This window comes from Streptomyces sp. PSU-S4-23 (genome assembly GCF_055632315.1).
This window is the reverse complement of record NZ_JBVMUU010000002.1, coordinates 5,354,664-5,374,841: the sequence shown is the minus strand read 5'-3', so window position 1 is coordinate 5,374,841 and position 20,178 is coordinate 5,354,664. Positions and strand designations below refer to the sequence as shown.

Annotated in this window: 17 protein-coding genes; 5 read left to right on the top strand and 12 right to left on the bottom strand. The window is 71.6% G+C overall.

Annotation, left to right across the window (positions count from 1 at the left end; genetic code table 11):
• Nucleotides 1-270: 270 nt before the first annotated feature.
• On the bottom strand, nucleotides 271-1,320 hold the full coding sequence (locus ACZ79I_RS24680) for a BMP family lipoprotein (protein WP_471499642.1): 1,050 nt from the start codon (nucleotides 1,318-1,320) through the stop codon (nucleotides 271-273).
• 308 nt (nucleotides 1,321-1,628) lie between these two features.
• Here ACZ79I_RS24680 and ACZ79I_RS24675 point away from each other — a divergent pair, with 308 nt between their 5' ends.
• Nucleotides 1,629-1,973 carry a hypothetical protein gene (locus tag ACZ79I_RS24675; RefSeq protein WP_471499641.1) on the top strand — a complete coding sequence of 115 codons (345 nt, stop codon included), beginning with the start codon at nucleotides 1,629-1,631 and terminating at the stop codon, nucleotides 1,971-1,973.
• 102 nt (nucleotides 1,974-2,075) lie between these two features.
• Here the strand turns inward: ACZ79I_RS24675 and ACZ79I_RS24670 are convergent, their stop codons facing one another.
• The 6 genes from ACZ79I_RS24670 to ACZ79I_RS24645 form a co-directional block, all read right to left on the bottom strand.
• The gene (locus ACZ79I_RS24670; protein ID WP_471499640.1) at nucleotides 2,076-3,104 is read right to left on the bottom strand and encodes a BMP family lipoprotein; all 1,029 of its coding nucleotides are present in this window, start codon (nucleotides 3,102-3,104) and stop codon (nucleotides 2,076-2,078) included.
• Between the two features lie 307 nt (nucleotides 3,105-3,411).
• On the bottom strand, nucleotides 3,412-4,632 hold the full coding sequence (locus tag ACZ79I_RS24665) for an amidohydrolase (RefSeq protein WP_471499639.1): 1,221 nt from the start codon (nucleotides 4,630-4,632) through the stop codon (nucleotides 3,412-3,414).
• Nucleotides 4,633-5,255: 623 nt separating this feature from the next.
• On the bottom strand, nucleotides 5,256-6,452 hold the full coding sequence (locus tag ACZ79I_RS24660; RefSeq protein ID WP_471499638.1) for a hypothetical protein: 1,197 nt from the start codon (nucleotides 6,450-6,452) through the stop codon (nucleotides 5,256-5,258).
• A gap of 26 nt (nucleotides 6,453-6,478) precedes the next feature.
• Entirely contained in the window at nucleotides 6,479-7,417 is a 939-nt protein-coding gene (locus ACZ79I_RS24655) for an N-acetylneuraminate synthase family protein (protein ID WP_471499637.1), read from the bottom strand.
• A gap of 14 nt (nucleotides 7,418-7,431) precedes the next feature.
• Nucleotides 7,432-8,739, bottom strand: coding sequence for a cytidylyltransferase domain-containing protein (locus tag ACZ79I_RS24650; RefSeq protein ID WP_471499636.1), 1,308 nt, complete (start codon nucleotides 8,737-8,739; stop codon nucleotides 7,432-7,434).
• Nucleotides 8,740-8,780: 41 nt separating this feature from the next.
• Nucleotides 8,781-10,124, bottom strand: coding sequence for a DUF6716 putative glycosyltransferase (locus ACZ79I_RS24645; protein WP_471499635.1), 1,344 nt, complete (start codon nucleotides 10,122-10,124; stop codon nucleotides 8,781-8,783).
• A 198-nt stretch (nucleotides 10,125-10,322) separates the two neighbouring features.
• Between ACZ79I_RS24645 and ACZ79I_RS24640 the strand changes: the two genes are divergently transcribed.
• The 3 genes from ACZ79I_RS24640 (at nucleotide 10,323) to ACZ79I_RS24630 (ending at nucleotide 13,969) form a co-directional block, all read left to right on the top strand.
• Complete coding sequence (locus ACZ79I_RS24640) at nucleotides 10,323-11,300, top strand: glycosyltransferase family 2 protein (protein WP_471499634.1); 978 nt, start codon at nucleotides 10,323-10,325, stop codon at nucleotides 11,298-11,300.
• On the top strand, nucleotides 11,297-12,631 hold the full coding sequence (locus ACZ79I_RS24635; RefSeq protein ID WP_471499633.1) for an alpha-2,8-polysialyltransferase family protein: 1,335 nt from the start codon (nucleotides 11,297-11,299) through the stop codon (nucleotides 12,629-12,631). Before ACZ79I_RS24640 ends, ACZ79I_RS24635 begins: the two co-directional genes overlap by 4 nt.
• 171 nt (nucleotides 12,632-12,802) lie before the next feature.
• On the top strand, nucleotides 12,803-13,969 hold the full coding sequence (locus ACZ79I_RS24630) for an acyltransferase family protein (protein ID WP_471499632.1): 1,167 nt from the start codon (nucleotides 12,803-12,805) through the stop codon (nucleotides 13,967-13,969).
• 42 nt (nucleotides 13,970-14,011) lie between these two features.
• Here ACZ79I_RS24630 and leuE read toward each other — a convergent pair whose 3' ends face one another.
• The 3 genes from leuE to ACZ79I_RS24615 form a co-directional block, all read right to left on the bottom strand.
• On the bottom strand, nucleotides 14,012-14,668 hold the full coding sequence (leuE, locus tag ACZ79I_RS24625; protein WP_471499631.1) for a leucine efflux protein LeuE: 657 nt from the start codon (nucleotides 14,666-14,668) through the stop codon (nucleotides 14,012-14,014).
• A gap of 60 nt (nucleotides 14,669-14,728) precedes the next feature.
• Complete coding sequence (locus ACZ79I_RS24620; RefSeq protein WP_471499630.1) at nucleotides 14,729-15,310, bottom strand: Uma2 family endonuclease; 582 nt, start codon at nucleotides 15,308-15,310, stop codon at nucleotides 14,729-14,731.
• 92 nt (nucleotides 15,311-15,402) lie between these two features.
• Nucleotides 15,403-16,983 carry an acyl-CoA mutase large subunit family protein gene (locus ACZ79I_RS24615; RefSeq protein WP_471499629.1) on the bottom strand — a complete coding sequence of 527 codons (1,581 nt, stop codon included), beginning with the start codon at nucleotides 16,981-16,983 and terminating at the stop codon, nucleotides 15,403-15,405.
• Nucleotides 16,984-17,229: 246 nt separating this feature from the next.
• Between ACZ79I_RS24615 and ACZ79I_RS24610 the strand changes: the two genes are divergently transcribed.
• Nucleotides 17,230-18,057 carry a L,D-transpeptidase family protein gene (locus ACZ79I_RS24610; RefSeq protein ID WP_471499628.1) on the top strand — a complete coding sequence of 276 codons (828 nt, stop codon included), beginning with the start codon at nucleotides 17,230-17,232 and terminating at the stop codon, nucleotides 18,055-18,057.
• Nucleotides 18,058-18,292: 235 nt separating this feature from the next.
• On the opposite strand, the gene ACZ79I_RS24605 is transcribed toward ACZ79I_RS24610, so the two are convergent.
• Entirely contained in the window at nucleotides 18,293-19,339 is a 1,047-nt protein-coding gene (locus ACZ79I_RS24605) for a hypothetical protein (RefSeq protein WP_471499627.1), read from the bottom strand.
• On the bottom strand, nucleotides 19,339-20,013 hold the full coding sequence (locus tag ACZ79I_RS24600) for an RNA polymerase sigma factor (RefSeq protein ID WP_471499626.1): 675 nt from the start codon (nucleotides 20,011-20,013) through the stop codon (nucleotides 19,339-19,341). Before ACZ79I_RS24600 ends, ACZ79I_RS24605 begins: the two co-directional genes overlap by 1 nt.
• Between the last annotated feature and the right edge of the window lie 165 nt (nucleotides 20,014-20,178).

The following is a 20,178-nucleotide window of genomic DNA, read 5'->3' as shown; positions in this document are numbered from 1 at the left end:
GTGAGCGGAGGGCTGCTGGACGCGTCGATGGCGCACTCTCCTTGGAAAAAGGGCTATCTACGCGCGTAGCGCCCCTGCCTTGAATAGTGCCCGGACCCGACCGGATCCCGATGAGGTCTCCAGTCCGCTCCGAGCGTGGTGCCGTGCGAACGGGGTGCGAGCAGGTCATCCTTCCCCCACCCCGTTCCGCGGCCGTAACGCTGCCATTACGGCGACGCGTTGACCATGGTCCGTGACGACCTTTCGGCCCGGACTTCGGGCCCATGGACGTCAGGACGTCTTGACCGTGATCGTGCCGTCCTTGATGCCCTGCTCGGCCTTCTTCAGCGCGGCCTGCAGATCGGCGTTGTTCTTGAACACCGGGTTGGAGTCGGCCAGGCCGACACCGCCGTTGTCCAGGCTGCCGCGGATCACACCGGTCTCCGGCCTGTTGTCCTTGATGACGGACTTGGCGAGGTTGTAGACGGCGCCTTCAACGTTCTTGAGGGCCGAGGTCAGGATGGTGTCCTTGTAGCCCGCCAGGGCGGCCTGCCGGTACTGGTCGGAGTCGACGCCGATGGCCCACACCTTGTGCGCGGCGGCGGCCTGGATGACGCCCTGACCGGACAGGCCGGCCGCGTGGTAGATGACGTCGGCACCCGCCTCGATCTGACCGTTCGTCGCGTCCTTGCCCTTGTCGGGGCTGGCGAAGCCGCCTTCTTCGGCCGTCTGCGTCAGGTACTGCTTGTCAATCTTGATCTTCGGGTTGACCGACTGGGCCCCCTGGACGAAGCCCGCCTCGAACTTGTGGATGAGCGGGATGTCCACACCGCCGATGAACCCGATGTGGTTCTTCTTGGTGGTCTTGGCCGCGGCCACACCCGCCAGGTACGAGGACTGCTCCTCGTGGAAGACGAGGTCGGCGACGTTCTTCGCCCGGACGTTCTCGTCGTCGATGATGCCGAAGGTGATCTTCGGGTACTTGGCGGCGACTTCCTTGACGGCGGGCGCGTAGACGAAGCCGACGCCGATGATCGGGTTGTAGCCCGACTTCGCGAGCTGCTCCAGGCGCTGCACCTTGTCCGCCGTGGTCTCGCCGTCCTGCGGCTCGATATCGCGGCCGCTCACGCCGAAGTCCTTCTCGGCCCGCTGGAAACCCGCGTACGCGGCGTCGTTGAAGGACTGGTCGCCCTTGCCTCCGATGTCGTAGGCAAGGCCGATGCCCTTGTTCTTTCCGCCCCCGGCGGAGGCGCTGGTCGAACTGCTGCCGCAGGCGGATGCGGTGACGGCGAGGGCCGCGGCCACAACGCCCGCAACCGCGATACGGGACACCCGGTGCATGGAACGAGACTCCTTTGTGCAAGCGCCTACACCAGGCGCTGGTTCCGCCGCAGCGTAACGCGCGTAGACACCCCAGAGAACCCCACCTTGCCAGAGTGTTATCCGACCGTTTTGAACCTTCGGTGGGCCTCCGGGCGGGAAGCACTCCCGGAGCACTCGGCGCAGATAACACGCCGCCGCAGCCTTCAAGATCCTTCCAGCGGTTGATCTATTCGCAGTCCGCCGACGGCAGACTGACCGACCGAGATGCGCATCCCCGCAGGCCGGACCAACCTGCGGTGTCTCTTTACGGAATCACGGGGAGGATCGTGAAACTCAACAAGCTCGCCGCCGCCACCGCCGGCGTGGGCATCGCTCTGTCCGCCACGGTGGTCGGTGTCGCCGCACCCGCCATGGCCGCGTCGAACTGCAGCACATGGGTGTCCAAGGACGGCGCGACCGGTTACGGCAAGTGCACCGGCGGGAACACCCGCTACAGCATCCACCGGGTGAAGGTGGTGTGCGTGGGGCCGCGCGGCACGACGTCCAATGTCTTCGGCCCGTGGGTCAACACCCGCAAGGGTCAGACGTCGAAGGCCGTCTGCACCACCGACCCGAAGAACACCGGTGTCGGTGTGCTCAAGATCTACATCGAGACGGACGAACCGCTCTAGCCACCGGGTCCCGGCGAGCGCGCCCAGCGCTCCCGGACCACCATGAGCGAGAGGGAGCCCCGGCCCGTACGGGCCGGGGCTCCCGCGTCTGTGGTCAACGGCTCACCGGGTGTTGACGGTGACCTTGCCGTCGATGATGTCCTGCTTGGCCTTGTCGACGGCGGCGACGACATCCTTCATCGCCTGGTACTTCGGGTTGGAGTCGGCGAAGCCGACACCGCCCGACTTCAGGTCGCCGCGCACGTCGCCGCTGAGCGGCTTGCCCTCGACTACGGACTTGGTCAGCTCGTACACCGCGCCGCCGACGTTCTTGAGGGCCGAGCCGAGGATCCAGTCCTTGTACTTGGCCAGTGCGCCCTGCTGGTACTGGTCGGAGTCGACGCCGATGGCCCACACCTTGTGCGCGGCGGCGGCCTGGATGACGCCCTGACCGGACAGGCCGGCCGCGTGGTAGACGACGTCGGCACCCGCCTCGATCTGACCGTTCGTCGCGTCCTTGCCCTTGTCGGGGCTGGCGAAGCCGCCCTCCTGCGCGGTCTGGGTCAGGTACTGCGATTCGATCTTGATCTTCGGGTTGACCGACTTGGCGCCCTGGACGAAACCCGCCTCGAACTTGTGGATGAGCGGGATGTCCACACCGCCGATGAACCCGATGTGGTTCTTCTTGGTCGCCTTGGCCGCGGCGACACCCGCCAGGTACGAGGACTGCTCCTCATGGAAGACGAGGTCGGCGACGTTCTTCGCCTGGACGTTGTTGTCGTCGATGATGCCGAAGGTGATCTTCGGGAACTTCGCCGCGACCTCCTTGACGGCGGGCGCGTAGACGAAGCCGACGCCGATGATCGGGTTGTAGCCCGCCTTGGCGAGCTGTTCGAGCCGCTGCACCTTGTCGGCGTCGGTCTCGTTGTCGCTCGGCTCGACGTCCCGGCCGCCTATCTTGAAGTCCTTCTCGGCCTTCTGGAAGCCGGTGAAGGCGGCGTCGTTGAAGGACTGGTCGCCCTTGCCTCCGATGTCGTAGGCGAGGCCTATGCCCTTGCCCGAGTACTTGCCGGACTCGGAGGAGCCCCCGGACGACTCGCTGCTGGACTTGCCGCACCCGGCGGCCGCGAGGGCGATGACCGCGACGGTCACCGCAGCTTGGGAGAACCTCGTCCTCCGAGAGATCAGACGCACAGCAAAGCACCCCTTCATCCCCACGGCACCGTCACCCGGCCCGCTTGCCCGACGCGCCGCACCGCAGCGGTCCGGCGCACAGTAACGCGCGTAGAAGCGGAGCGGTACGGGGTTCGTCGCGGCCGTTATCGATTCGTGCCGACGCCTGGTTACGTCCGGGCACCGACCGTTACGGGCGGGTGACGCGAGCGGACGAAGGGGTGCCGATCGGGCACCCCTTCCGGCCGTGCGGACCCCCCGGTGCCCGCGGGGTCCGGCTGTGCGTCTACCGCTCCGCGTCCAGCAGCGCCGCCGCCGTGAACAGTTCCACTCCGACGGTGATGGCGTGCTCGTCGGCGTCGAAGTCGCCCTGGTGGAGGTCGCGGACGGTGCGGTCGCCGGGCCGGCGTACGCCGAGGCGGGCCATGGCCCCGGGGACGTGCTCCAGGTACCAGGAGAAGTCCTCGCCGCCGAGGCTCTGCTCGGTGTCCTCGACGGAGTGGGCGCCGCGGCGGGCGGTCATGGCCTCGCGCAGCAGGTCCGCGACGTCGGGGTCGTTGACCACCGGCGGCACCCCGCGGATGTAGTTGATCTCGGACTTCGCCTTGTACAGGTTCGCGATCTCGTCGATGGCCGCGTGGACGACGTCCGGTGCCTGCCGCCAGGCGTCGAGGTCGAGGCAGCGCACGGTCCCGGACAGCTCGGCGTGCTGCGGGATGACGTTGCAGGCGTGCCCGGACTCGATGCGCCCCCAGGTGACGGCAAGCCCGCTGCGGGCGTCCACGCGGCGCGCGACCAGCGCCGGCACCTCGGTGGCGACGCGCGCGGCGGCCGTGACGAGATCGGTGGTGAGGTGGGGGCGCGCGGTGTGCCCGCCGGCCCCGTCGAGCGCGACCTCCAGCCGGTCGCACGCGGAGGTGATGGGGCCGTGGCGCAGTCCGATGCGGCCCGCCTCCACCTTGGGGTCGCAGTGCACGGCGATGATCCGCCCGACGCCGTCGAGGACACCGGACCCGATGGCCTCGGTGGCACCGCCCGGCAGGACCTCCTCGGCGGGCTGGAAGATCAGCCGCACCGGCCGCGGCAGCCGCCCCCGGCGGTGCAGTTCGGCGAGGACGAGCCCGGCGCCGAGGACGACCGTGGTGTGCACGTCGTGGCCGCAGGCGTGGGCGCGGTCGGGCACGGTGGAGCGGTAGGCGCACCCGGTCTTGGTGTCGGGGATGGGCAGCGCGTCGATGTCGGCGCGCAGCGCGAGCACGGGACGTACGCCGTCCTGGTCGCCGATGTCGCACAAGAGCCCGGTGCCGGTGTCGAGCACGCGCGGAACGAGTCCGGCCTGCTCCAGGCGGGCCTTGATCGCGGCGGTCGTACGGAACTCCTGGTTGCCGAGCTCCGGGTGCATGTGCAGGTCGCGGCGGAAGGCGACGAGTTCGGCGCGCAGCGCCTCGGGCAGCGCGCCGGGGAGCACCGCGTCCCCGGGGTGATCGGCCTCGGACTCTCGGGACATCAATTGGTTCACCCTTTGAAGGGTAGGGCGATCGGGCGGCCGGCCTCCCCACGATCAACAAAACTTCAACCCGTCAGGGGGAGAAAAACTGGCCGCTCGCCGCATAGCCGACGATGAGGATGGGTAAACTCGCCCGGCTTTCCGGACGAAGGGGATACCGGGGGAGTCCGGAGCGGCCCGCCGGGGTGTGAGCGGAGCCGTCCCGGCACCGCCGAGGGCGCCCGGTGATCCTGCACGGGACCGCTCCCGTGTCCGAGCGCTCCCGACCCGGGGAACCGCCCGGACCACCCGGGCGACTCCCTTCCCCTCACGGATACCACGCCGGGGGGCCGTCCGGCCTCCCGGAGGGCGTCGCACGGTCGTGGGAGACCTCCCGGACGCCGCCGCGCCGGCGGCGAAACCGCGACGGCTAGACCGCGAGGGCTAGACCGCGGCCCCGGCATGGCGAGACCGCGGCCCCGGCATACGGGTGGGCGGCCGGCCGATGCGCTGAGCGAGGCGACGACGGTGACGTCCCCGGCGGCGCACGGCGGGCGCCGGCCCGTCGGCGGGGCCGCGAACGCGTCTCCCCGTGCGGTGCCGGCCGGCTCCGCACGGGGGACGCGCCGGGTGGCACCCCGGCCCTATCCCGTGGTGATGTCCTGCTCCGCGGGCGACGGCACCCGGTCCACGCCCCTGGCCGTCCCCGTCACCCCCGACAGGAAGCCCTGCGCCCGCGGTGACGCGCGGTCGGTCAGCCAGGCCGGGTCGATGTCGCACACCGCCACGCGGACCTGCGTGCCGGCCAGTGCCAGGGGCAGGGTGTGGACGACCGTGGAGGGGAAGCTGAGGATGGTGCGGCCGATGGGGCCCCGGCGCGCGATCAGTTCCAGCGGGAGGTCCGGGCGGACCACCTCCAGGCCCGTCTCGGCCGCCACGCGGTGGAGTTTCTCCGAGCTCTCGCGCCGGTGGGCGAAGTAGCGCCCGGCGCCGTGCGCCCCGGCGAGGGCCCGGACCGCCTCCAGGTAGCGCTCCGGGTCCACCACGCCGGTCTCCACGAGGGAGGTGCCCACCAGGTCCGCGCCCTTCGTCAGGCGCGGCGGACCGAAGCGGGCGCGGGTCCAGGCGAAGTCGTTCGCCGTGACCGCGACCCCGGTGGGGGCCTCGTGGATCGGCATCGAGGAGAAGACCTCCACCGTGCGGCGCGCGCCGGGTGTCAGGCGGCGGCGCGCCGACGAGGACACCGGGGCGAACAGCAGGTCACGGGCGCCCGGGCGGCCGCCCTTGCGGTGCCAGCGCACCAGGCGTTCGCCGCGGGCGAGCTGGGCGACGAACTCCATCGTCGCCGTGCCGTCGTCCACCACGACCAGGTCGTGGGCGCGGGTGATCGTCAGCAGCAGCTGGACGTAGCGGGAGAAGGGGTCCCCCATCACCACGCAGCCCGCCCGGCGCAGCAGCGGGGCGAGGCGGCCGACGGTCTGGAAGGGTGCCGTCGCGCCGCCCCGGGCCTCCTCCCAGCGGACCTCGTGGCCCTCCTCGCGGGCGAGTTCCGCCATGCGGCGCAGTTGGCCGCGGGTCATCGGGTCGGTGGGTGCCAGCACCACGAGGGTGAGCCCCGCGGGCGTCCGACCGCCGGCCGCGCCGCTCGCCGCCGTGCGCCCCGCGCCGGACCGCCGGCCGCCCCCTGCGGGGATCGCCGCCCGGCGGCCGGGCGCACCGGTCCCCGTCGCGCCCAGCGCGTGCGCGTGTGTGTGCGCCCACTCCAGCACGTTCAGGAGCTGTACCGGGCTCTCGACGAACGCGAGCGCGCGGGGGCCGCCGGATGCGGCGCGGGGGCTCATCGGCGTGGGACCGTCCCGTCAGGCGCTCAGACCGACACCGGCTCACCGGCCGCCGCGGCGATCTCCGCCTCGGCGACCACGCCGGCGACGCGGCGCAGCTTCTTCATCGGGCCCAGCTCGGAGTCGTAGACCTTCTTCACGCCGTCGCCGAGCGACGCCTCGATGGTGCGAATGTCGCGCACGAGGCGCTGCAGGCCCTGCGGCTCCACGGACGCGGCCTGGTCGGAGCCCCACATGGCGCGGTCGAGGGTGATGTGCCGCTCGACGAACGCGGCGCCCAGGGCGACCGCCGCAAGCGTGGTCTGCAGGCCCGTCTCGTGGCCGGAGTAGCCGATCGGGACGTTCGGGTACTCCTTCTCCAGGGTGTTGATCACGCGGAGGTTGAGCTCCTCGGCCTTCGCCGGGTACGTCGAGGTGGCGTGGCAGAGCAGGATGTTGTCGCTGCCGAGTACCTCGACCGCGTGGCGGATCTGCTTCGGGGTCGACATGCCGGTGGACAGGATGACCGTGCGGCCGGTGGCGCGCAGGGTGCGCAGCAGCTCGTCGTCCGTCAGGGAGGCGGAGGCGACCTTGTGCGCCGGGACGTCGAACTTCTCCAGGAAGGCGACCGCCTCGGTGTCCCACGGGGACGCGAACCAGTCGATGCCCTTCTCCTTGCAGTACGCGTCGATCCGGCGGTACTCGTCCTCGCCGAACTCCACGCGGTGGCGGTAGTCGATGTAGGTCATCCGGCCCCAGGGGGTGTCGCGCTCGATGTCCCACTGGTCGCGCGGGGTGCAGATCTCGGGGGTGCGCTTCTGGAACTTGACGGCGTCGCAGCCGGCCTCGGCGGCCACGTCGATCAGCTTGAAGGCGTTCTCCAGCTCACCGTTGTGGTTGATGCCGATCTCGCCGCAGATGTAGACCGGCCGGCCGGGGCCGGCGGCGCGCGAACCGAGCTGGCGGAGACGGGAGTTGCTGCTCATGGCGGGGGGATTCCTTACGTGTCGAGGGAGTCGAGAGAGGGGCCGAGGATCCAGCTGGCGATCTCTCGGATCGCGCCGTCACCGCCCGGGGCGGTGGTGACCGCGCGTGCGGCGCCGCGCACGACGTCGTGGGCGCTCGCGACCGCCACGGGCCAGCCGACGAGGGCGAAGCACGGGAGGTCGTTGACGTCGTTGCCGACGTAGAGCACGCGCTCGGGCGCGATGCCCTGCTCCTCGCACCACTGCTTGAGTGCGAGGTCCTTCCGGTCGATGCCGTGCAGGACCGGGATGCGCAGCTTCCGGGCCCTGGCGGCGACGACCGGGTTCTGCTCCGTGGACAGGACGAGCATCGCAAGGCCGCTCCTGCGCAGTGCGGCGATGCCGAGGCCGTCCCCGCGGTGCACGGAGACGAACTCGTGTCCGTCGGAGTCGATCAGCACCCTGTCGTCGGTCTGGGTGCCGTCGAAGTCGAGCACGACCGCGTCCAGGTCGGCGCGGGTCGGGAGGGCGCCGGGCCGGGCCGCGTCGAACAGCGATGCCAGGGCGCGGGCTCGGGCCAGGTCGTGCGGGTCGTCGATCTCCAGGACCCGGGCCGGGTCGGTGCGCACGAGGTCGGTGCGGCCGAAGAAGCGGTGCCGGTGCTCGCGCAGTCCGGCCGCGTCCATGGCGTAGGCGGCGCCGGTCTCCAGCAGGTCCTGGGGGCGGTCCTGGCGGCGGGGGCGGAACGACTTGTCGTGGTTGACGCCGTATCCGCACTCGGTGGCGGTGGTGCCGGCGACCCGGGTGCCGCCCGTCCCGGACACCTCGCCGGCGTGCCGCGCGTCGATGACGGGCGCGGGCTCGTCGGCGGCGTCGCGCCAGAGGAAGCCGTGGAAGGGGGCTACGGTCAGCGCCGTGTCGGCGCCGTTCTCGACGACCGCGGCGGCCACCCCGTCGATGTCCTCGCGGACCAGGAAGGGGCTGGTGCACTGGACCAGCAGCACCACGTCGGCCGGTGAGCCGTGCAGCGCCTCGTGGGCGTCCATGGCGTGCAGGACGGCGTCCTCGGAGGTGGCGGTGTCGCCGGCGATGGCGGCGGGCCGCAGCACGACCTCGGCACCGGCCTCGCGGGCCGCGGCGGCGATCGCCGCGTCGTCGGTGGAGACGACGACGTCGGTGACGAGCCGGGCGGCCCGGCACTCGCGCACCGCGCGGGCCACCAGCGGCACCCCGCCGACCGGGGCCAGGTTCTTCGCGGGCACGCCCTTGGAGCCGCCGCGCGCGGGGATCACCGCGAGCACGCGGCGCGCCGGTGCCGCCTGTCCCGCTTCCGGGTTCGACATGGGCTGTACTCCTTGGGGTCCTTGGCGTGGGATCCGCCCGCTCACAGCTCCCCCATCCGCCGGATCACGGGCGCGACACGCTGCACGCCGTGGCGGTAGGCGCCGCGGGCCGCGCGGCGGACGATCTGGCGCACCGGGCCGGCGGCCCTGTCGGCGGCGGGTGCGCCGGGCAGCGGGCTGCCGTCCGGGGCGAGGTGGTGGCGGGCGAGGACGCCGGGCAGATAGCCGGGCGCGGTGAGGGGCGTGTAGTAGGGCTTCAGCGGTGGCAGTCCACCGGCGGCGAGCAGCGCGGTGATGCGCCGGCGTGCCTCGTCGAAGGCGGTCGCGTACGCCCCGTCGGCCGCGACGCCCTGCCGCGACACCCACTCCGGGTCGGGCAGGGGCTCGTGTCCGGCGTCCAGCTGGTCCCAGGAGGCGAGGCAGCCGGAGCCCACGAAGTGGTGGTTGCCGAGCGCCTCCCGCACTCCGAGGTCGGTCAGGACGACGGTGGGGATGCGGCGGTGCAGGGATTCCAGGGCGGCCGTCGAGCTGACGGTGACCAGCAGATCGGTGCGGTCGAGGACGTCGCCCATGTTTCCGTACACCAGGCGGAAGTTGGCCGGCGGCTGCTGCTTCTGGGCCAGCTTCTGGTAGGGCAGTTCCTCGATGTGGGTGGTGTGTTCGCCCGGCTTGGAGCGGAGCTTGAGCAGTACCTCGCGCTCGGGGTGGCGGCGCGCGTGCTCGATCAGCCGGTTCAGCAGGTACGTGCGGTCCCCGCGGCTCTCGGGCACGGAGGGCTGCGCGGCGAAGACGACCGTGTACGGGTCCTTCTTCTCGTACGGGGCCCCGCCGAGGAAGGGCAGCGCCACCTCGGTGACCGACGAGGCGTCGGCGCCCACTCCCTCGTACACCGCGCGGAAACGCTCGGCGTCCCGGCGGGAGTTGGCGAGGACGAGGTCCGCACCGTGCCGCAGCAGCAGGCCGTCGGCGAGCTTCTCGTAGACGACGCCCACATAGCCGGTGACGACCACGGGCCGCCGGGTGCGTTCCCGCCAGGCGTGGGCGAGCCCGTGCAGTATCGCCTGGACGCCGCCGCCGACGAGGGCGAGCACGAGGACGTCGTACGTCTCCTGCGTCATCTCGCGCAGGAACTCGACGGCGGTCACCTCCCGGAGGGAGTCCGCGCGGACGCCGACCTCGTGGAGCTGGCGCGCGGTGGGGGTGGCGCGGCCCCGTAGCAGGAAACCGTCCAGTCGTATGTCCGGAGCGGCCGTTTCAGGCGATTCGCCGGCTTCCCCGGGCCGTGTCGGTGAGATGCGGTTCGCGGTGAGCGCGCCCCATTTCCACCGGGTGTCGGAATCGGCGAGGACGGCAATCCGCAGGGTGTTCGCGGTACTTGCTGGCACGTCGAAGACGCTAGGAAGCGATTCCGATGCCCAGCCCAACCGGAATCCAACAAATGGTTAACAGCACTTCGCCGAATGGCGAATCGGGCCGCGAAACACGTCCGGAACAACTGGGTTCACTATTCCGCCACGCGTCGTTCACCCGGTATCAAGCCGACGGTCAAGACGAATGCCGGGCCGCCCCCTAACGTCACTCGGGTGGTCAAGCTCTCCGTCATCGTGCCGTTCTACAACGTGCAGCAATACGCGCCCGACACCCTGAAGAGCCTGCGTGCGAACGCGCGCGAGGACTTCGAATTCATTCTCGTCGACGACTGTTCGCGCGACGAGACACCGGACATCCTCGCGCGCGCGCAGCGCGAGCTGCCAGGCGCGGTGCTCGTCCGGCACGAGCAGAACGGAGGACTGGCGACCGCCCGCAACACCGGGATCGACGCGGCGCGCGGCGAGTACCTCACGTTCCTCGACGGGGACGACTGGCTCGCACCCGGCTACTACCCCCGGCTGGTCGCCGCCATCGAGGAGTTGGGGTGCGACTTCGTCCGCACCGACCATGTGCAGTGCACCGCGCGGGCCCGCACCGTGCACCGGGTGCCGCACGGCCGGCGCGGCGTGGTGATGACCCCGCGGGACGCGATCCTGCCCGCCGACCGCTCCACCTCCGTCGACTACCCCTACGCGTGGGCGGGCGTCTACCACCGCCGGCTGGTCGACCGCGGCCTGCTGCACTTCACCCACGGGCTGCGCACCGCGGAGGACCGGCCGTGGATCTGGCGGCTGCACCGTGAGGCGGAGTCGTTCGCGGCGGTGAGTCTGCTGGGCGTCTTCTACCGGCGCGGAGTCGCCTCCTCGCTCACCCAGATCGGCGATGTACGACAATTGGACTTCATTCGCGCGTTCGACCAGGTGGTGGCCGAAACGGCCGAGGACCCGGACGCGGACAAACTCCTCCCCAAAGCCGTTCGCACGTATTGCGCCATCATTTCCCATCATCTGGGATCCATCGAAAGGTTCGAGCCGCCGGTGGCACGGAAACTGAAGTCGATGAGTGCTGTCGCGTTGCGGCGCATGCCGCAGGACGTACTCGAGGGGGCTCTCGACTCCATGGACGTCCAGCGCGCCTCGCGCCTGCGCCGGCTGCGCCGCCGTCCCGCCTCCGCGGGGGTGGCCGCGTGACGACGCAGATCTTCCTGGCGTCGACGCTGTACGGTACGGCGACGCTGGCCGCCGCCCTGGACAGCGAGTGCTTCGCGCCCGCCGACCGGCGCGTCCTGCTCGTCTCCAACAACGCGGCGACGCCCGAGACCACACCCGGCCTGGACGAGATGCCCGGCTTCGCGCACCTGCGCGGCCGGTTCGACGACGTGATCTCCTGGAACGAGACCATCTCCCCCTTCCACCCCGGCGGCTGGGCCCCGCGCCCGGACGACGTCCCGCTGTGGGAGCGGCACCTGCGGCTGGCCTGGGACCTCGGTGACGACGACGTGCAACTGGCCGTCGAGTCGATCCAGGTCAACCCGGCGCTGGGCATCTGCCAGATCTTCACCGGGGCGCCCGTCACGGTGTACGCGGACGGCCTGATGAGCTACGGCCCCACCCGCAACAAGATCGATCCGCTGGTCGGCACCCGCGTGGACCGGCTGCTCCACCTGGACCTGGTGCCGGGCCTGAAGCCGCTGCTGCTCACCGAGTTCGGGGTCGAGCCGGAGATCGTGCCGACGGACGCCTTCTCCAAGGTCCTCGCCGAACTCGAGGACACCGGCGAGGCGTTGCCGTCCGTCGAGGCACCCGCGCTGCTGCTCGGCCAGTACCTGTCCGCGCTCGACATCCTCACCGCCGAGGAGGAGGAGAACCTCCATGTGCGGATGCTGGAGGGTGCGGTCGCGCTCGGGCACACCCGCGTGGTGTTCAAGCCGCACCCGACGGCCCCGGCGCGCTGGTCGCGCACCCTGGAGAAGGAGGCGGACCGGCTCGGCGCCGATCTGACGGTGCTCGACACCCCCGTCCTCGCCGAGGTCCTCTACCAGCGCATGCGTCCGGCGCTGGTCGTGGGCTGCTTCTCCACCGCCCTGCTCACCGCGTCCGCCCTCTACGGCCTCCCGGTGGCCCGTACCGGCACCAAGACGCTGCTGGAGCGCCTGGCGCCGTACGAGAACAGCAACCGCGTCCCCGTCACGATCGTCGACGCGCTGCTGCCGGAGCTGACCGACCGCGAGGCGGTCACGGACGGGCGCCGGGGCATGGACGTGCGGGAGCTGACCGGGCTGGTCGCCGCGGTGGGCTATGCGATGCAGCCCAAGATCTACCCGGACCTGCGTCCGGCCGCCGAGGAGTATCTGACGGCCCGTCTGACCTCGTACACCTGGCGCTACTTCAAGCGCAAGCGCCTCACGTCGCTGGCCCTGCCCGGCGCGGTCCCCGCCCAGCTCGCGTTCATCCCGCGCAACGCGACGGTGCGCCGGGTGGCGCGCCGGGCCCGTTCCCTCAGGCGGTCGGTGCGCGGCTGAGGTCTTTGGGGGCCGGTCGGTTCGGGCCGGCCCCGGAACCCGGGGTGACGCGCAGGTGAACGGGCACGGAGCGTTCGGCGAAGCGGCAGTCCACCCACGGGAATCACCTTCTCATCCGATTAATGTGCTGTGGGTCAGCCCAGTCCCGCCGAGGGGAAACCTGTGATCGACATGCCCGGGACCCTCCGCGGGACCGCCACGGACACGGCGATACGCGGCGCCCTTCCGCCGTCGACCGCCGCGCCCCGCCTCCCGAAGCCCCGTGCGGGCCGTGCGCGCGGTGCGGGCCGGCTGCGGGCCCTGGACGGCCTGCGGCTGCTCGCCGCGCTGATGGTGGCCGCGTACCACTACGGCGGCCGCGGCGGCGACGTCGCCCGCGCCTGGGGCACTTCGCCACGGGAACAGTTCCCGACGCTCCACTCGTGGTTCGCGTACGGCTGTCTGGGCGTCCAGATCTTCTTCGTCATCAGCGGGTTCGTCATCTGCATGAGCGGCTGGGGGCGCCCGTTGCGGGCGTTCTTCGCCTCCCGTGCCTCCCGGCTGCTGCCCGCGTACTGGGCGGCGATCGTCATCGTGACGGCGGTGTTCGCGCTGCCGGTGGTCGCGTACAAGGCGGTCTCGCCGAGCGACGCGCTGCTGAACCTGACGCTGCTGCAGCAGCCCCTCGGTGCCGACCGGGTGCTGGGCGTGTGCTGGACCCTGTGGGTGGAGATACGTTTCTACGCCCTGTTCGCCCTGTTCGTCGTGCTGCCGGGCGCCAACCGCCGGCGCGTGATCCTCTTCTGCGCCTCCTGGACGCTGGCGGCGGCCATCGCGCAGGGCGCCAAGGAGCCGCTGCTCGACATCGTCCTGATGCCCGAGTACGCGCCGTTCTTCATCGGCGGCGTCGGGCTCTACCTCGTGCACCGCGACCGGCGGGACGTGTACGCCTGGGGCATCGTGGGCGTCAGCTGGCTGATCGGCCAGCACTACGCGGTGCGGCGCCTGTGGCACGCCCCGGACCCGCACGCCTTCTCCTACCGCCCCGCCTACGGCATCGTCCTCGTCGTCACGCTCGGCTTCCTCGCGGTCGCCGCGATCGCCCTCGGCTGGCTGAGCTGGGCGAACTGGCGGTGGCTCACGGTCGCCGGGGCCCTGACCTACCCCTTCTACCTGGTCCACGAGCACCTGGGCTGGGTCGTCATCCAGGCCCTGCACCGCACGCTGGGCATCCCGTCGTACGGCACGCTCCCGCTGACGGCCGCGAGCATGCTGCTGCTGGCCTGGCTGCTCAACCGCTTCGTGGAGAACCCGCTGACCCCCCGGCTGCGCACCGCCCTGTCGGCACCACGTCGCTGAGCCCCGGCGCGAGGGGACGCGCCGGCCGGTCCGCTTCCCCGGCTACGCGCCGGCCAGCGACAGCTTCACCGCGAAGCCCAGGAAGAGGACGCCCGCGGCCGACGTGGCCCCCGCCGACAGCCGCCTGCGCCGGTGGAAGGCCGCCGCCAGGCGCGTGCCGCCGAATATCAGGGCGCTCAGGTACAGGCCGCTGGCGAGCTGGGCGAAGACGCCGAGCACGACGAAGGAGAGCGCCGGGTGTCCGTACCCGGGGTCGACGAACTGCACGAAGAAGGCGACGAAGAAGAGGATCGCCTTGGGGTTGAACAGGCTGATCACAAGGGCGCGGCGGAAGGGCCGCTCCGCGGCCGCGACGAGCGGCGCCGGGGCCTGCGCGGCCGCGGTCTCCTGCCGCCGGCTCCGCCACATCCCCCATGCGGCCCGCAGCATGCCGACCGCCAGCCACGTCAGATAACCGGCCCCGGCGTACTTCACGATCCCGAACAGCACGGCGTTCGCCTTCAGCAGCGAGGCCACTCCGGCCGCGGACAGCGTCATCAGCACCGTGTCCCCGCACCACACGCCCGCCGCCGCCGTGTAGCCGGCCCGCACCCCGCGGCGGGCGGCGACGGACAGCACGTAGAGGGAGTTGGGCCCGGGCAGCAGGACGATGAGGACGAGACCCGCCAGGTAGGTGGGGAGATCGATGACGCCGAACATGGGAAGGAGTGTCGCACGGGGGTACGACACTCCGATTCCGGGTTTCGCGGGGCGAGACGGTCAGCCGTCGCCGTCGAGGAGGGTGTCCACGGAGAGTTCGACGCGGACGCCTACCGTCTCCGGCACGGGCACGCTCTGGCCGCGCTTGAAGACCTGAGGCTCGGCGTACTTGCCGTCGACCGGGTCGGTGTACAACAAGACCTGATCGTGCTTGCGGTCCGCGACGAGGTAGGCCGGGATTCCCGCCTGGGCATAGCACTCGACCTTGGGACCGAGATCATCGGACCAGTTCGACGACGTCACCTCGACGACCAGACGGAAGACCTCGGGCGCGTAGTAGTTCTTGGTGATGTGGGCGTCGCGGAAGTCCTCGTCTAGGACGGAGAGGTCGGGGATCGCGAAGTCCTCGGGCAACGTGGGGAGCCACAGGCCGACGCCCTGGGCCCATTCCGCCCCGCTTCCCTCCATACCTGCGCGTTCAAGCGCCCGGCACGTCTTGGTCAGCGACAGCGCATGCGAACCGTCCGGTGGCGGTGTCACAGTGAGCCTCCCCTGGAGAATCTCCACGCGGTGCCCAGGCAGTGCACGGGAGAGCAGGTCGGCGGCTTCGCCCAACGTCAGCTCGTGTTGCAGTACAGCCACGGCATCCTCCTTTTCGGGGATCACTCTCCATGAGAGTAACCGGGGACGTGCTCCTTCCGCCCCCGGTCACCCATTCGGAGGAATTGCCCAGGTCAGAAGGCGTCGCTCGGCACGTACGTCCCCCACACCCCGCGCAGCGCGTCGCAGACCTCGCCCACCGTGGCGCGGGCCTTCAGCGCCTCCCGCATCGGGTACAGCACGTTGTCGGTGCCCTCCGCCGCCTTCTTCAGGTCCGCGAGCGCCGCGTCCACCGCCCGCTGGTCGCGCTCCGCGCGGAGCCCCGCGAGGCGTTCCGCCTGCCGGGCCTCGATCGCCGGGTCGACGCGCAGCGGCTCGTAGGGCTCCTCCTCGTCGAGCTGGAAGCGGTTGACGCCGACGACGACCCGCTCGCCCGCGTCCGTCTCCTGCGCGATCCGGTAGGCGTTGCGCTCGATCTCGCCCTTCTGGAAGCCGCGCTCGATCGCCGGGACCGCGCCGCCCAGCTCCTCGACCTTGCCCATCAGCTCCAGCGCCGCGGCCTCCACCTCGTCCGTCATCGTCTCGACCGCGTACGAGCCCGCGAAGGGGTCCACGGTCGCCGTCACGTCCGTCTCATAGGCGAGCACCTGCTGCGTGCGCAGCGCCAGGCGCGCGGACTTGTCCGTCGGCAGCGCGATCGCCTCGTCGAAGGAGTTCGTGTGCAGCGACTGCGTGCCGCCGAGCACCGCCGCCAGGCCCTGCACGGCGACGCGCACCAGGTTCACCTCGGGCTGCTGCGCCGTCAGCTGGACGCCGGCCGTCTGCGTGTGGAACCGCAGCATCATCGACTTCGGGTCCTTCGCACCGAACTCGTCCCGCATCACGCGCGCCCAGATCCGGCGGGCGGCGCGGAACTTGGCGACCTCTTCCAGGATCGTCGTCCGGGCGACGAAGAAGAACGACAGCCGGGGCGCGAAGTCGTCGACGTCCATGCCGGCCGCGACCGCCGTGCGCACGTACTCGATGCCGTCCGCCAGCGTGAACGCGATCTCCTGCGCGGGGGAGGCCCCCGCCTCCGCCATGTGGTAGCCGGAGATCGAGATGGTGTTCCACTTCGGGATCTCCGCCCTGCAGTACTTGAAGACGTCCGCGATCAGACGCAGGGATGGCTTGGGCGGGAAGATGTACGTCCCCCGCGCGATGTACTCCTTCAGCACGTCGTTCTGGACGGTGCCGGTGAGCCGGTCGGCCGGCACGCCCTGCTCCTCGGCCACCAGCTGGTACAGGAGCAGCAGCAGGGCGGCCGGCGCGTTGATCGTCATCGACGTGGACACCTTGTCCAGCGGGATCCCGTCGAACAGCACCCGCATGTCGTCGAGCGAGTCGATGGCGACGCCGACCTTCCCGACCTCGCCGTGCGCGATCGGCGCGTCGGAGTCGTGGCCCATCTGGGTGGGCAGGTCGAAGGCGACCGACAGGCCCATGGTGCCGTTCGTGATCAGCTGCTTGTAGCGCGCGTTCGACTCCACCGCCGTACCGAAGCCCGCGTACTGACGCATCGTCCACGGACGGCCCGTGTACATCGTGGGATACACACCGCGCGTGAACGGGTACTCCCCCGGTGCGCCCAGCTTCCCGTCCGGGTCCCAGCTCTCCAGGGCGTCCGGCCCGTACACCGGCTCGATGGGCAGTCCGGACTCCGACTCGCGCGCCATGGTGTGTGCCTCCGCGTTGCTTCGTTTCCCGGCCCGGTGGACCCGACTACGTTACCGGCCGGTACGGACGATCTCGGCACGGACTGTAGCGGCGGCCGTGCGCCCGGTGGAGGGCCGCACGCTGGGACCTTGCTCACAACCATGCCCTGTTGTTCCCTTGGGGGCACATGCGGGGAAGATCTCAGGTGACACGACCGGGCATCGGGGACCGGCGGGACGATCGGGGGGCGGATGCGTACCAGGGGCATGGGGAGATCGCTTGCCGTACTCGCGGTGACGGCCGCGCTCGCCGCGGTCGCCGGATGCACGGCGCAGCCGGTGGACGGGCAGGGCGGGGGCGCCGGGCACCGTTCACCGGTGCGCATCGAGGTCCCGTCCACGCCGCCGGGCGGCGCGACGCCGGGCGCGACGCCGGGCGCCACGCCCGCCTCGAAGCCTTCCGCCACCGTCCTGTGGGCACGTGGTGACTCCGGCCGGCAGGTCCGCGAACTGCAGGCCAGGCTGCGCCAGCTGGCCTGGCTGTTCGACGGGCCGACGGGGACGTACGACGATCTGACCGAGAACGCCGTCAAGGGCTTCCAGGGCAAGCGCGGGCTGCCGCGGACGGGCGAGGTCGACTCCGTCACCTGGCAGCGGCTGCTGAAGATGACCCACGAGCCCGGGACGTGGGAGCTGTATCTGATGGGCGGGCAGCCGGCCGCCGCACCGGACCCGCGCTGTATGACGGGCCGGGTGCTGTGCATCAGCAAGACGACCCGGACGCTGCGCTGGATGATCGGCGGACGGACCGTCTCGACGATGGCGGTGCGGTTCGGCACCCAGTACACGCCCACGCGGGAGGGTGTGTTCCACATCTACTGGAAATCACGCCACCACGTGTCCACGATCTACCACTCGCCCATGCCGTACGCGATGTTCTTCAGCGGCGGCCAGGCGGTGCACTACTCGTACGACTTCGCGGCGCGCGGATACGCCGGCGGCTCCCACGGATGTGTGAACGTACGGGACGAGGCCGCGATCGCGGCGCTGTTCTCGCAGGTGCGGACCGGCGACAAGGTCGTCGTCTCCTGGTGAGACGGACCGGAGGAGGTGTGCGGGGCGCGGGCGGGACCGGGGGAACGTGTCCCGCCCGCGCCGGGTGCACGGAGCCGTGGGTACGGGGGGAACCCCGGCTCTGTGCGACGGCCGATGACCAGTCGGCTCACTTATTACTGCGCCACCGCGGCCGAAAACGTCACACCCCCGTCGAACAAAGTCCGACGCAGCACGAAACCCCAGGTCAAAAGGCATGTGGTCGGAGCGCGGCGGGTCAGTGGCCCTCAGGCGCGCCCAGCGCGCTGTAGGTGGGGCCCGGGGACGCCGTCCGCGGGGGCAGGAGCCGCGCCACGGAGTGGGGGGTGGCCGGCCCTATGTTGCCTTCGCCGTCATCGCCGTTGCCGCCCTGGTCGCCGGCGCTGCCGTTCCCGTTCCCGGTGCCGTTCCCGTTGCCGTTCCCGGTGCCCTTGCCGGTGCCGTTCCCGTTGCCGTTGCCGTTCCCGGTGCCCTGGACACGGCCTTTGCCGCCGAGGACTCCCCTGCAGAACTTCTTCACCCGTCCGCTGCCGCCGGCCGCGTCCTCCAGAGCGCGCCGCCGCTCCAGGCCCAGTCCCTTGCCGTCGGCCAGATCGCGGCAGGAGGAGTACACCACGGCCCACCGCTGCCCGGCCCCGCCTCCGGCGTGCTCGTCACCTGCGCCCGGCCGGCCGCCCGGCGCGGAGCCGTTGCCGGCCTCGGGGTGCGAGGAGCCGTTCCGGGCGCTGCCCGTGGCACCGGGCACCGGCGTACGGGAACCGCCCGCCCGGGGTCCGCCCGGCGTCGGCGTGCCCGGCGGCTGCCGCGGCGTCGCGGCGGCCGACTCGGACGCGGCGGGTCCCGGTTCGTCGTGGAACGGCGTCGGCAGGACTCCGGTTCCGGCCGCCACCGCGGCCCCGCCGATCACCCCGGCCGCCACCGCGGCGGCGAGGCCGAAGCGCACGGGACGCCCCCACCACCGGGACCGGCGCCCGGCGGCGACGGGGCGCCCGAGGCGGATGAGTCCGGCGTCGGCGGACACGGCGGCGTACGGACGTGCGGACGCCCCGGAGCGTGCCCCCTCGCCGTCGGCGCCGGTGCGCGCGGCCCGGAAGGCGGCCAGCGCGGCGGCCTCGCCGGGCGGTTCCTCCGTGGCGGGCGCCGGTGTCGCGGCAAGTGCGGCAAGGGTCTCGGCGAGCCGGGCGGCGCGTGCGCGCGTGTCGGGGTCGACGGCGTCCAGCGGCTCTCCGCGCAGCAGCCGTTCCGCCGCGTCCTTGTCAAGCCACCCGTACTGCTCGTCGGCCATCACATGTCCTTCTGCGTTCGCGAACGCACGCGCGTCACACCCGCGGGCGACACCGCGCGCCTGCGCGCATCTCGCTGGGGAGGCATGGCGCCGAGGGCGCCAGCCGATTCCGGATCCGCCCCGGGGCCCGCGTCGAGCAGCTCCGCGAGCCGCTTCAGTCCGCGGTGCGCCGCCGTGCGGACGGCACCCGGGCGCTTGCCGAGCGTCTCCGCGGCGGACTTGGCGTCCAGGCCCACGACCACCCGCAGCACCACGGCTTCCGCCTGGTCCTGGGGGAGCTGGGCGATGAGGGAGAGGGTGCGGTCCGTGGCCAGGGCCTCGATGGCCTCGCCGGCCGTGTCCGACTCGGCGGCCTTCCCGGTCAGTTCCGTCTCGTCGCCGCCGATCGCGGGGCGCCGCCCGCGCATCCGTATGTGATCGAGCGCACGGTTGCGGGCGATCCGCGCCGCCCAGCCCCGGAACCGGTCGGCATCGCCGCTGAACCGCTCCAGGTCACGGGCTATCTGCAGCCACGCCTCGGAGGTGACGTCCTCCGCGTCGGGGTCACCGACCAGCGTCCGCACGTATCCGAGCAGCCGGGGATGCACCGCGCGGTACACGGTCCGGAACGCGGTCTCGTCCCCGTCCTGTGCCGCAAGCACGGCGGCTGTCAGCTCCGCGTCGTCCCCCAGCACCCCGAACTGCCCCTCTGTGCGCCTCGTCCGGCACCGCCCGCGCGGACCGGGTTGTCGCTGTCGTGATTCCTCGTCCTTGCCCTGCGGTCTGATGCCGTGGTCTGCGGCGGTTTCCCTCACCCGTTTTGCTGGTCGTCCGCGGTCGGCGCGAAAGGCACGTTACGG

Coding starts and splice junctions, on each gene's coding strand:
- ACZ79I_RS24680 (WP_471499642.1), bottom strand. CDS start 1,320: ATGCACCGGGTGTCCCGTATCGCGGTTGCGGGCGTTGTGGCCGCGGCC.
- ACZ79I_RS24665 (WP_471499639.1), bottom strand. CDS start 4,632: ATGTCCCGAGAGTCCGAGGCCGATCACCCCGGGGACGCGGTGCTCCCC.
- ACZ79I_RS24660 (WP_471499638.1), bottom strand. CDS start 6,452: ATGAGCCCCCGCGCCGCATCCGGCGGCCCCCGCGCGCTCGCGTTCGTC.
- ACZ79I_RS24655 (WP_471499637.1), bottom strand. CDS start 7,417: ATGAGCAGCAACTCCCGTCTCCGCCAGCTCGGTTCGCGCGCCGCCGGC.
- ACZ79I_RS24650 (WP_471499636.1), bottom strand. CDS start 8,739: ATGTCGAACCCGGAAGCGGGACAGGCGGCACCGGCGCGCCGCGTGCTC.
- ACZ79I_RS24630 (WP_471499632.1), top strand. CDS start 12,803: ATGCCCGGGACCCTCCGCGGGACCGCCACGGACACGGCGATACGCGGC.
- leuE (WP_471499631.1), bottom strand. CDS start 14,668: ATGTTCGGCGTCATCGATCTCCCCACCTACCTGGCGGGTCTCGTCCTC.
- ACZ79I_RS24615 (WP_471499629.1), bottom strand. CDS start 16,983: ATGGCGCGCGAGTCGGAGTCCGGACTGCCCATCGAGCCGGTGTACGGG.
- ACZ79I_RS24610 (WP_471499628.1), top strand. CDS start 17,230: ATGGGGAGATCGCTTGCCGTACTCGCGGTGACGGCCGCGCTCGCCGCG.
- ACZ79I_RS24605 (WP_471499627.1), bottom strand. CDS start 19,339: ATGGCCGACGAGCAGTACGGGTGGCTTGACAAGGACGCGGCGGAACGG.